10 protein-coding genes are annotated in these 11913 nt (G+C 68.3%); 2 read left to right on the top strand and 8 right to left on the bottom strand.

Annotated elements, in window-relative coordinates; genetic code table 11:
- Positions 1–24: 24 nt before the first annotated feature.
- The 3 genes from HAV22_RS13555 to HAV22_RS13545 form a co-directional block, all read right to left on the bottom strand.
- Positions 25–573 carry a DUF2058 domain-containing protein gene (locus tag HAV22_RS13555; protein WP_166859606.1) on the bottom strand — a complete coding sequence of 183 codons (549 nt, stop codon included), beginning with the start codon at positions 571–573 and terminating at the stop codon, positions 25–27.
- Between the two features lie 70 nt (positions 574–643).
- Entirely contained in the window at positions 644–1768 is a 1125-nt protein-coding gene (locus tag HAV22_RS13550) for an extracellular catalytic domain type 1 short-chain-length polyhydroxyalkanoate depolymerase (protein ID WP_166859605.1), read from the bottom strand.
- 8 nt (positions 1769–1776) lie between these two features.
- Positions 1777–2193 (bottom strand): ribbon-helix-helix domain-containing protein, encoded by a 417-nt coding sequence (locus HAV22_RS13545; protein ID WP_166859604.1) that lies wholly within the window; start codon positions 2191–2193, stop codon positions 1777–1779.
- A gap of 249 nt (positions 2194–2442) precedes the next feature.
- On the opposite strand from HAV22_RS13545, the gene infA reads away from it, so the two are divergent.
- Positions 2443–2706, top strand: coding sequence for a translation initiation factor IF-1 (gene infA / locus HAV22_RS13540; protein WP_056129853.1), 264 nt, complete (start codon positions 2443–2445; stop codon positions 2704–2706).
- Positions 2707–2709: 3 nt separating this feature from the next.
- Here the strand turns inward: infA and HAV22_RS13535 are convergent, their stop codons facing one another.
- The 4 genes from HAV22_RS13535 to HAV22_RS13520 all read right to left on the bottom strand — a co-directional run bounded on the left by HAV22_RS13535 (position 2710) and on the right by HAV22_RS13520 (position 9495).
- A complete protein-coding gene (locus tag HAV22_RS13535; protein WP_166859603.1) occupies positions 2710–3996 on the bottom strand; it encodes an MFS transporter in 1287 nt (428 codons plus the stop codon).
- Complete coding sequence (locus HAV22_RS13530) at positions 3989–6427, bottom strand: family 20 glycosylhydrolase (RefSeq protein ID WP_371869639.1); 2439 nt, start codon at positions 6425–6427, stop codon at positions 3989–3991. Before HAV22_RS13530 ends, HAV22_RS13535 begins: the two co-directional genes overlap by 8 nt.
- Positions 6428–6429: 2 nt before the next feature.
- Positions 6430–9117: a TonB-dependent receptor gene (locus tag HAV22_RS13525; RefSeq protein WP_229421220.1), complete on the bottom strand. Its 2688-nt coding sequence runs from the start codon at positions 9115–9117 to the stop codon at positions 6430–6432.
- Positions 9118–9294: 177 nt separating this feature from the next.
- The gene (locus HAV22_RS13520; protein WP_166859602.1) at positions 9295–9495 is read right to left on the bottom strand and encodes a DUF2905 domain-containing protein; all 201 of its coding nucleotides are present in this window, start codon (positions 9493–9495) and stop codon (positions 9295–9297) included.
- 118 nt (positions 9496–9613) lie between these two features.
- On the opposite strand from HAV22_RS13520, the gene HAV22_RS13515 reads away from it, so the two are divergent.
- Positions 9614–10081 (top strand): host attachment protein, encoded by a 468-nt coding sequence (locus HAV22_RS13515; protein ID WP_166859601.1) that lies wholly within the window; start codon positions 9614–9616, stop codon positions 10079–10081.
- 48 nt (positions 10082–10129) lie between these two features.
- Here the strand turns inward: HAV22_RS13515 and HAV22_RS31510 are convergent, their stop codons facing one another.
- Complete coding sequence (locus tag HAV22_RS31510; RefSeq protein ID WP_166859600.1) at positions 10130–11737, bottom strand: methyl-accepting chemotaxis protein; 1608 nt, start codon at positions 11735–11737, stop codon at positions 10130–10132.
- Positions 11738–11913 lie beyond the last annotated feature (176 nt).

Genomic DNA, 11913 nt, shown 5'->3' with positions numbered 1-11913 from the left:
GTGATGTGGGTCGACGTCGGTGGTTTACCAGTCGAAGTCGTCCGGAATCTTGAAGTCCTTGTACGGATCGTCCTGGTCGGCCGCGACGGGTTCGGCCGCCTTGTTGACGCGCACGACGCGCTCCGGCGCCCGCTCCGCGATCTTGTCGGCGATCACGCGCGGCACCAGTTCGAAGCCGCCGCCGTGGGCGACGATGGACAGGCGCCCGGCCACGAGGTGGTCGCGCACCGTGCTGGAGACGTGAATGCGCTCGATCTTCGTGCCGATGGTGAAGTTGTACGCGACGTCCAGGTTGCCCTTGCCCTTGGGCTGGCGGTTCACCTGGATCATCTGCGCGATCTGCGCCTCGACGGCCTTCGCGGCCGCGGCGGCGTCGCGCTGGGCGTTCAGCGCGCGGGCGCGCTCGGCCTGCTGGCGCTGCGCCTCGAGCACCGCCTCCTTCGTCTCGTTGACGCTTTGCACGCCGGTGCGCCGCTCAATCTTTTGCTGCTTGGACTTTTCCTGGTTGGCGACCTTGACCTTCTTCTTGTCGACCAGCCCGGCCTTCATCAGCTGCTCCTGCAGGGAAACCATCGTGTACTCCATCAACGATCTTGGGAATCCTCCAGCATAGCAAACCTGGCGCCTTCGCAACAGCGGCCGCTCAGCCCGCGGTCCGGTCAAGGAAGAAGCGCAACATCTCGGCCGATGCGTCAGGCCCCGTCGCATCCGTGTACGACCCTGCCGGATCGCCGCCCGCCCACGCGTGGCCGGCTCCATGCACGACCCAGTATTCCGCCACCACGCGGCCGCCGCCGTCCAGCGCCGTCGTGCGCGTGTGGCCGCGGCCCGCGCCGGCAGCGCCGCTCTCCTCGATCTCGCGCAGCGACGCATCCGCGCCCGCGCCCGTGAACTGGCGGTACAGCGCCGCGCCGTTCGATGGATGCACGACGGCGTCCTGGTCCCCATGGAACACGATCAAAGGCACGCGCCGACGCAGCGGCGCATGGCGGCCCCCTTTGCCGGAGCCTTTCATCGCATGCAGGCCGGACATCAGGTCGCGCGCGGCACCCGCCGGCAAGCCGGAATGCACGCCGACGGCCGCATACACGTCGGGATACGCGGCGCCCAGCACGGCCGCCATCGCGCCGCCGGCCGACAGCCCGGCCACGTAGACGCGGCGCGGATCGGCGCCGTGCTCCTGCACGACCTGGCCCGTCATGCCGGCGAGCAGCGCCGGCTCGCCCTGCCCCCGCTTCTGGTGCGCCGCGTCGAACCAGTTCCAGCAATTCGAGCTGTTGGCGCCCCGCTCCTGGTCCGGATACAGCACGAGGCAGCCGTGCTCCTCCGCGAGCCGGTTCATCGCCGTGCCGGCCGCGAAATCGCCGGCGCTCTGCTGGCAGCCGTGCAGCATCACGACGAGCGGCCGCGGCCCGGACGCCGCGCGCGCCGGCACGTACAGCCGGTAACGGCGCGAGCCCGCGCCATTCGAGAATACGCCGTCGAGGAATTGGCCGGGCGCGTCCGGCGTCGCCGCTGGCGTGCGCGGCCGCAGCGCATCGACGCGCGCGCGCCAGTCGCCCGCGGGCGCGCCCGTGCGGCGCAGCCAGTCCGGCATGCCGTTCAGGTCGGGGAACGGCGTACGCGCTGCCGGTTCCGCGGCGGCCGGCATCAGCCCGGCATTGCGCAGCGCATCCTGGATCAGCGCGGTGGCCGCGGCCGGGTCCTTGCCCTGGCCCGAGCGCACGGCGCCCAGGATGTTTTCAACAAATTGTTCATACGGTTTCATGGTGTTCCTTAAGAATGGATGCGGTCCGCGAGGGCGGACTTGACGGCGGCCGGAGCGATGAACGCGCCCAGCACCTGGATCGACGCGATCGCCGCGCGTGCCAGTTCGGGCGTGACGTCGTCGTCGATCGTCGCGAGGCCCAGCACGTGGATGTCGAGCCGTTCGCCGGCCGCCACGCCCGCTTCCAGTTCCGCCTTCGTGTAGCGCTGCATGCCCATCACGAAGCGCTTGCGCGTGACCGTCTGGCGGATCGCGTCGCCGTGCTGCTGCAACTGGTTGCGGATGGCCGTGCGGACGAAATCCGTACGGTTCGTATAAAAACCTTCCGCCACGAGCAGGTCCATCTGGGCCAGGTCGACGAGGCCGAGATTGATCGTGACCTTGTCCGTGTCGGGGAATTTGGGCTTTGTTTCGACGAGCTTCATGGCGTCTCCGTGCAATCGATACGCCCAATATACTCCAATTGGAGTATGAGAGGCGTATAAATTTCAAAAAGACGCGTGTGGGCCATCCAGATGCCGTATAATGCGATTTCTGGACAGAAATCCGGACCACCTCACCGCCGGCGCCTCGAGCACGCACCGGTGCCCTTCTCCATCCCGCCTCATGCCCCGGCAAGCGTCGCGCGCAGCATGCGCACCCGCCGGCCCGCCTGCGCCTACCAAGGAACCCTCATGGCCAAAGAAGAACTCATCGAAATGGACGGCATCGTCCAGGAAATCCTCCCCGACTCGCGCTTTCGCGTGGACCTGGACAACGGTCACAAGCTGATCGCCTACACGTCCGGCAAGATGCGCCAGCACCACATCCGCATCCTGGCGGGCGACCGCGTCACCTTGGAAATGTCGGCGTACGACCTCAGCAAGGGCCGGATCACGTTCCGCCACATCGAGAAGCGCAACGCGGCACCGGCGCGCCGCCCGACGTACCGCCGCTGACGGTCAGGCGCCGTCGGCCGGCGCCATTTTCACGAAGCGCGTCAGCACGAGCACGGGCAGCGCCGACAGCACGACCCACAGGAAGAAGTGGCGGTAGCCGAGCAGCAGCTGGATGTCGCCGCTGACCACCTTCGACAGCACGAAGCCCAGCTGCATGAAACCGGACCCCAGCGCGTAATGTGCCGTCTGGTAGCGGCCCGGCGCGATCACCTGCATGATGAACAGGATCATGCCCACGAAGCCGAAACCGTAGCCGAACATCTCCAGCGACAGCGCCGCCGTGATCCAGCCCAGGCTGTCCGGCTGCATCGCGCTCAGGTACCAGAACACGAGGTTCGGCACGTTCATCGCGAGGATCAGCACGAGCATCGCGCGCGCGAGGCCCACGCGCGACGTGAACCAGCCGCCGAGGATGCTGCCGACGAGGAAGGCCGCCGTACCGGCCGTGCCGTAGATGGCGCCCACTTCCTGCGTCGAGAGACCGAGGCCGCCGAGCGCGCGCGCGTCGCGCAGGAACAGCGGCCCGATCGTCTGCACCTGCCCTTCCGCGAGGCGGAACAGCAGGATGAACACGATACCCATCCAGATGCCGGGCTTGGCGAAGAACGCGCGCACGACGTCGACCAGCACGTCGGCGGCGCCGCGCATGGAGGCACCAACCGCTGCCGGCGTGAGCGTGCCGGGCAGCGCCCACGCGTGGTACAGCCCCAGCCCCGCCAGCAAGGCGCCCAGCAGCGCGAACACGGTGGCCCATGCGGCCGATGCGCCGATGCGCTGCTCGAGGAAGCCGGCCAGGATCACGAGGCCGCCCAGCGACAGGAATTTAGCGCCGTTGAAGAAGGCGCCCTGCCAGCCGGCATACGCGGCCTGCTGGCGCGCCGACAGGCTCGCGATATATAAACCGTCGGCCGCGATGTCGTGCGTGCTGGACGCGAGCGCCACGACGGCGAGCAGGCCGATCGCCAGCGCGAACCACGCGGGCAGCTGCAGCGCGAACGACAGCACGCCGAGCGCGATGCCGCCCGTGACCTGCAGCACGACGACGACGCGCTTCTTGCTCGACGCCAGTTCCAGGAACGGGCTCCACAACGCCTTGAACACCCACGCGAGGCCCAGCATGCCGGTCCAGCGCGCGATCTGCTCGTTGGGCACGCCCATGCTCTTGAACATCAGCCCCGCCACGAGGGCGACGCTGTAGAACGGCAGGCCCTGCGCGAGGTACAGCGTGGGCACCCACGCGAGCGGATGGCGGGCGGCGGGCGTCAGGTGGTCGGGGTGGATGCTATCCATGGGAATCCAGTGCGATGACGACGGTTGCGCTCTTGCGTCCGCGCGTGTCGAAGGTGGCGGTCTTGAACACGGCGGCGTCCGGCCCGGCTTGTACCGGACCCGCGTAGCGCGGGCTGGCGGCATCGGGCTCGCTGCCATCCAGAGTGTAATGCAGCGCGAGGCCCGGCAGGGCCACGTTCGCGTGCACGGTGCGGCCTTGCGCGACGGCGCCCGGCGGCGGCAGGCGGTAGCCGTACGCGAGCGGCGCGCGGTCGAGGCGCGGCAGTTCGCGCTGGCCGAGGCGGTTTGCGAACTCGTTCCACGCGTCGTCCATCGCGGCCGTGCGCGCGGCGGTGTCCTCGATTGCGCACCAGCCGGGGTCCGGCGCCCACGCCCGTTCCGCCAGCGCCACGAGGCGCGGCGCGGCCAGGTATTCGATGCGGTCGCGCGTGCGGGCATTTTCTCCCCACAGCTGGCCCTGCAGGCCAACGATGCGGCGCCGGCCTGCCGGCGTCAGGCGCACCAGCGCGGCCAGGCGCGCGGGCGGGACGCCTTGGCCCATCGGATCGTTGGCCGCGCTGACGATCATGTCCAGCGGGCAGAAGCCGAACGCGTGGCGCGTCTCGACGAAGCCGGCCCAGTAATAGCCGGGTTCCTGCGGGTCCTTCGCGTACGCGAGGTCGAAGTACAGGTTCGCCGCATTCGCCAGCACGACGTCGTAGCCCGCGTTGGCGAGGCGGTACGCGACGTCTTCCTTCCCCGAGCCCCACGCATTGTTCCAGGCATGGACGAGGAAGCCGCCATGCGGCTGCGGCGGCGCCTCGTCATACGCGAGCGCCGTCTCTTCCCAGCCGGCGAACGCGATGCCGTGGCGCGCCAGGATCGCGCGGCAGCGGCCCACGAAATCGGCGTGCAGCTGCCCCACGTGCGTCCAGCCCCGCTCGCGCATCAGCGCCCGGCACCGCGGCGAGCCTTCCCAGGCGCCGCGCGGTACTTCGTCGCCGCCCGTGTGGATGGTCGACAGCGGTACGCCGGCCTCGCGGTACAGCGCGGCCACGTGCGCGACGACCGTGTCGATGAAACGGTCGACGGACGGTAGCGCGATGCAGATCACGTTGTCGCGCCACAGCTGCACGGATTCGTAGACGGAGGCGTCGTCCGGATCGCTCAGCAGGTGGCGCTCCGCTCCCTCGACGTCGCCCTGCGCGCGCAGGCGGTCGTGACGCGCGCGCATCGCCAGCACGGCCGCGCGCGCGTGGCCCGGCATGTTGAACTCCGGGATGACTTCGATGTGGCGCGCATGCGCGTAGCGGAGGATCGCGATGAAGTCGTCCGCGTCGTAAAACCCCGTGCCGGCGGACGACGCCACGTCCGGGCCGGAGCCGAACGATGCCGGCAGCACGGCGCCGGCGTCCGGTGCGACGCCGCGCTTCGAACCGATGCCGGTGAGTTCCGGCAGCGCGTCGATGGCGAGGCGCCAGCCCTCGTCGTCCGTCAGGTGCAGGTGCAGGCGGTTCAGCTTGTAGCGCGCCATGCAGTCGAGCAGGCGCTGCACGGTCGCCACCGACGCGAAGTGGCGCGCGACGTCCAGCATCATGCCGCGGTAGCCGAAGCGCGGCGCGTCGACCACGCGGCCGCACGGCACCGTGCCGTCCGCATCGAGCAGCTGGGCCAAGGTCTGGATGCCGTTGAACACGCCGTGTGCACTCGCGCCGCGCACGAGGATCGTGTCGGTGCCGATGTCGAGCTGGTACGCCTCGGGCCCCTCCGCCGCCGCCGTGCCGATCTCCAGCAGCATGCGCGCGCCTTCACCGTCCGGCAGATCGGCCAGCAAAGTGCCCAGCAATGCTGCCTCGGCCGCCAGCGCGGCGCCGGCCACGATCTCGCTCGCGCACGTCAGCTTGCAACGCGCATCGGCAAAGCACGCCGAGATCGGCGTCGGCGTGATGCGGCCGACTTCCTCGGCCGGCAACAGGCGCAGGCCCGCGTTCTCGTGCCAGCGCCAGGCCGCGTCGGCTGTCGGGAGCACGTCGTGCGCGTTGCGCCGCAGTTGCTCCGGACGCGCGAACGGCTTGACGTCCGCGTCGCCCAGGTCGACCGTGTGCCCGCCCGCGTCGACAAGGTAGAAGCCGAGCGGCGCATCCGTCTCGCTGATCGCCCAGAACTGCGCCTCGTAGCGCACGTCGAGCACTTCGCCCGGCTGCCACGCCGACGCGTTCGTGCGGCGCAGCGAGAACAGGTCGCCGTTGACGTGCGCGAGGTCGAAGCCCGCGCTCACGTTCAACACACGGCGGCACGCGTTGAAGTACATGGTCCATCCGGGTTCGATGGGCGCGTCCGACACGTTGGTAAGCAGAAGCCGCGCCGCGAACACGTCGTCCGCGACGAGGTTCGTCAGGCATTCCCATGCCGCGGCCACGGGCACGCCGTCCCGCTTCTCCCGTTGCGACACGATCAGAGCTTGCCGCGCAGGCCGAGGTAGAACGTGCGGCCGTTCGAATAGAAGGCGCGCGGCTGGTCCTTGTTCTCGGCGTACATCTTGATCGTCTCGTTGGTGAGGTTCAGCGCATCGAACGTGATCGTGAGGTGCTCGTTCAGCTTGTAGTTCACGGAGGCCGCCAGCGACGGCATCGAATCCACGTGCTGGCTCGCGCCGCGGTCGACGCCGGCCTTGTACGACGAACGGTAGCTGTACGCGAGACGCGCGCTGAACCTGTCGTTCTCGTAATAGCCCGTCACGTTGTACGTGTTCTTCGACGCGTTGAGCATCTCGCCGCCGCCATCGAGTTCGCCGTCGGCCCACGTGTAGTTCGTCAGCACGCCGAAGTTGTTCCACACGGGCTGCTGCCACGACAGCTCGACGCCCTTGTTCGTCGCCTTCGTGTTGTACGGCGACGTGATCTGGTAATCGGTGAACGTGCCGCGCTTGTTGTTGTAGTAGCTGCCCGTGCTCGTGCCCTGCGCGACGATGGAGCTGAAGTCCATGTAGAACAGGCCCGCCGACAGCATCGCCTTCGGCATGTAGTACCACTCGGCCGACAGGTCGTAGTTGACGGAGCGGATCGGATCGAGCCTGACGTTGCCGCCGGTGCCCGACAGCGCGTCGTCGTTCAGCGACACGGAGCCGCCCAGCGCGCTGTAGTCCGGCCGGGACATCGTCTTCGCGATGCCGGCGCGGACGACGAGGTCGGAACGGACATCGAACTTCACGTTCGCGCTCGGCAGATAGTCGCGGTAGGTGCGCTCGTACGTCGTCGGTGTGTACGGACCGAACGCGGAACCGGTGATCGGGTTCGGGCCGCCCGGCAGGTTCACGATCGTCGTCTGGCGCGTCTCGACGGCGCGCAGGCCGAAGTTGCCGCTCCAGCCATCGCCGCCGATGTCGGCCATGCCGTACACGGCGGCCGTCTTCTCGCCGACCTGGAATTCGTCGAGCCAGTTGTGGCGCAACGTGAAGTCGAGCAGGCGGTTGCCCGGCACCGCGCCCCAGGCGCCGAGGGCCGCGCCGTCGTACTTGAAGTAGTTGTTGAAGACGCTGCCGCCGAGGTCCGAGCCGAAGTCGGACGGGTACATCTGGCCGCTCCACGCCGGTCCCGGATTCGTGAAGCCGTTCGGGCCCGGACGCGTTTCCAGCGGGTGTTCCGCCGTGCGCTTGTGGTCCGTCCAGCGCGCGCCGAAGCGCACGGCCTGGACCCAGGCGTTGTCGTGCACGCGCCATTCGCCGTCGACCTGCGCATACTTTTCCTTGTCGACCGATTGCGCCTCGCCGCCGCCGGCCCATGCCGTCGATCCGGGCTGCGTCGTGTTCCCGCCCGGGTAGCTGACGCTGGCGGGCGTCATGCCGTTCAGCGCGTACACCATGCCGCCGTCGACGTTGTTCTGGTAGTAGACGTCGCCGTGGTCGAAGCCCACGCCGTGCGTGCGCCCGATCTTGCCCGTGAAGCTCAGGTCTTCCGTCGCGCGCCAGCGGCCGTTCAAGTCGACGTACCACGATTCGCCGCCGGCATCCGGACGGTAGATGTTGTCCACTTCGCCAGCATTGCTCGTGAACCCGGCGCCGACGAGCGTGCCGTTGCGCACGACGGGGTTCTGCGGAATCAGGCCCGCGCTGTTGATCGAATTCGCGGGCGCGGCGAGCCAGTTCGTGTTCTGGTGCGGCGCCTTCAGCTTTGAATAAAAGCCGTTCAAATCGACGCCGATGTCGCGCGACGGTTTCGCCTCGATGTCGAACGCGCCGCCTTCACGCTTTTTCTTTTGCTCGAACAGCGCGGCGCCGATGAAGGTCGGGACCTTCACGCCGGCAAGCGATGGATTCGCGACGGCGGCGGCGCTCGTCGCGCTGATCGGCGTGTAGCCGAGGATTTCCTGGCCGTCGCGGCGCACGCTCTGCTTTTCCGAGAAGCCCTGCAGCAGCACGCCGACGTTGTTCGCCGGGTTCTTCCAGCTGACGAGGGCCGACACCTGCGGCTCGGTCTTTTTCGCGAGGTCGTTGTAATTGGCCTGCACGGACGCTTCGACCGTCAGCGGCTGGCGGAAGTCGAGGGGACGGCGCGTGATCACGTTGATGGCGCCGGAAACGCCGCCTTCCACGAGGTCGGCCGTCGCGCTCTTCTGCACGACGATGGAGCCCACGAGTTCCGACGGCAGCAGAGAGAAGCTCGACGAGCGCCCCACGTTGCCGCCGACCTGGTTCAGCACGAACCAGTCGCCCGTACTGATGGCGTGGCCGTTGAACAGCGTCTGCTGCAGGCTGGGGCTCGTGCCGCGCAGGCTCACGCGGTCGTTCTCGCCGAAGCCGCCCTCGCCGCCCGCGGACGACTGCGTGTTCACGCCGGGCAGGCGCTGGATCGCGTCGGCCACGTTCTTGTCCGGCATCTTGCCGATGTCTTCCGCCGTCACCACCTCGACGACGGCGTCCGCGTTGCGCTTCTGGCGCATCGACTGCTCCAGCGCGGCGCGCACACCCGTGACGATCACGGTCCGCGTCTCGCCCGCGCGCGGGCCCGGTGCACCGGCGGCCGCGCTGGCCGCGTTCGTGTTCATGTCGTCCTGCGCGCGCGCCTGTGCGGCGATGCCCATCACCAGTACCGCCACCGCGCCCGCGATCGCGGTGCGCGCGACCATGGTCTTTTGCTGTCTCATGTGCTCTCCCAAAACTGTGGTAATCGAGGAACCTTGCCAGTTTCGAATTCGTGGACGCTGCAGCGTCTCTCGTCTTCGCATGGGGCGCATTGTCGCGTTGAAATTCCGACCATGTTTGTCAAATCTTGCTATCGCGCAGACGCGCGTCATTTTTTTGACACGGCCGACGGGGGCGGCTCAGCGGCGGAAAATCCAGAGCAGCAGCGAGACGACGATGGAGATGACGAGGCAGGTGACGATGGGGAAGCTGAAATGGAAGCCGCCGCGCGCGATGTGGATGTCGCCGGGCAGGCGGCCGAACGGCAGCCGGCGCAGCCAGGGCCAGGCGAGGCCCGCGGCGAGGAGCGCGAGGCCGAGGAGGATGAGAAGTTTTTGCATGGTGCCAGTCTACCGCGATCCGTACTTCTCGAAAAATCTGGTTGGGATAGACTGGTCTTCAGCCTGTATGGCCCCGGTGGGGCCGACAACTTGATTGCAACTTGGAAAAGGGGAATGTATGACTACCACCTGGATCGTATCCGCCGACGCCGGCCGCGCACGCATCTTCGCCGAATCGGATCCCAAGCAGCCGTACATCGAAATCGAGGACATGGTCAGCGCCAATGCGCGCCTGCGCGACATCGACATCAACACGGACCGCATCGGCGCGACCGCGGCCGGCCAGAGCATCCACAACACCGGGGGCGCCACGCCGAACAAGCAGTACCAGCCGGCGCAGACGCCGGAACAACATGACGCGGAATTCTTTGCCAAGGACATCTGCGCCTTCCTGCTCAAGGGCTGGCAGGAACAGCGCTTCCAGAAGCTGGAACTGGTGGCCGAGCCGAGGTTCCTCGGCGTGCTGCGCGGCCAGCTCGACAACCAGCTGAAACCCCTCGTCGACCTGGAACTGAACAAGGACTACAGCCACTGCAACGCGCACCAGCTGCGCGAACAGCTGCAGGCGCAGAAGGCGAAGTTCTGACCGGGGCGCGCAGACCGGGGACCGCGGACCTCGCGCGCGGCGCGCGCGTCACGCCCGCGCGAGCGCGCGCCGCGCAGGCGTCAAGGCTTGCGCCGGCGTGGCCGGCGGCGGCAGCGCGCCCGTGCGGAACACGCCGACCGATGCCGCCAGGCGCCGCGCCTGGTCGCGCAGCGCACCGGCCGCCGCCGCCGCTTCCTCGACGAGCGCCGCATTCTGCTGCGTCACCTGGTCCATCTGCGCCACGGCCGCGTTGATCTGGCCGATGCCCGTCGTCTGCTCGGCGCTGGCCAACGTGATCTCGCCCATGATGTCGGTGACGCGATGCACGCTCGCGACGATCTCGTGCATCGTCGCGCCGGCCTGCTCGACGAGCCGCCCGCCCGCTTCCACGCGCTCCACCGAATGCCCGATGAGCTGCTTGATTTCGCGCGCCGCGCCGGCCGAGCGCTGCGCGAGGTTGCGTACCTCGGACGCCACGACGGCGAAGCCGCGCCCCTGCTCGCCCGCGCGCGCCGCTTCCACCGCCGCGTTCAAGGCGAGGATATTCGTCTGGAACGCGATGCCGTCGATGACGCCGATGATCTCGGCGATGCGGCGCGACGATTCGCTGATCTCGCCCATCGTGCCGACGACTTCCCGGATCACGGCACCGCCGCGCCCGGCGACGCCGGATGCCGCCTCGGCCAGCGCATTCGCCTGGCGCGCATTGTCGGCATTGTGCTTCACGTTCGACATCAATTCTTCCATCGACGCCGCCGTCTGTTCCAGCGACGACGCCTGCTGCTCGGTGCGCGCGGACAGGTCCTCGTTGCCCGCCGCGATCTGGTCCGACGTCGCCGCGATCGTGTCCGTGCCGCTGCGCACCTCGCCCACGATGCCGGCCAGCGACGCGTTCATCGCCTGCAGCGCCGTCAGCAGCTGACCGATTTCGTCGTCGTGCTCGATGTGCACGACTTGCGTGAGGTCGCCCGCGGCCACGCTGCGCGCGAGGCGCACGGCTTCCGCCAGCGACGTGTCGATCCCGCGGATCAGCAGCGCGGCGACGAGGGTCCCCGCCAGCGTGCCGACGACGATCAGCGCGACCGACAGATTGCGCGTGTGCTCGTAGCGCCCGAGGGCGGCGGCGTACTGCGCCTTCGCCAGGTCATGCTGCAACGCCACGAGCGCCTGCATATGCCGTTCCGCGGCGAGGAAGCGCGACTTCAGCGGGCCGGCGACGAGGCGCTTGAGCTGCTCCGGATCGTTGCCGCGCAGCGCGGCCATGGTCGGCTTCAAACCTTCCTGCACGAAGGCCATGCGGCTGTCGATGAACGTGCGGGCGAGCGCCTGTTCGTCCGGCGTCAGGCGGGCTGCCTCGTACTGCTTCCACAAGTCCGTGATCTCGCGGATGCGCGCCTCGACCTCCGCGACCACGGGGCCGTTGTCCGGCGCGGCCGCGAGCGCCGCGCTCGACAAAGCGTTCTGGTTCTGCTGCATCAGCGACAGGACGTGGCCGAGTCGCGACAGGCCCAGCAGGCGATCGTTGTAGACGCCGCCGAGCGCGTCGCTGGTGGCGCCCTGGTTGACGAGGCCGACGACGCCGACGAGGATGGAAACCGTACTCAACAGAACGGTCAGGAAGATCAGGCGGGTTTTGATGCTGAGGTGTTTGAGCATGATGGCTGACGGCGCTTGTCCGTTCGTGAATATGAGACGCCACCGAACTGTAGAGCAGTTTCTCCCGCACCGAAACCAAACCGTTGCCATCTGACTACATTATCGCGCAACTTACGGCTAACCCACATCAACGCGCACCATACTGGAGTCAACTTTCACCACCATGGTGCGCCGCA

The sequence above is a fragment of the Telluria antibiotica genome, from assembly GCF_011682055.1.
Taxonomy (GTDB): Bacteria; Pseudomonadota; Gammaproteobacteria; order Burkholderiales; family Burkholderiaceae_D; genus Telluria; species Telluria antibiotica.
The sequence above is the reverse complement of the archived record's forward strand: the minus strand, read 5'-3'. Positions and strand labels throughout refer to the sequence as shown.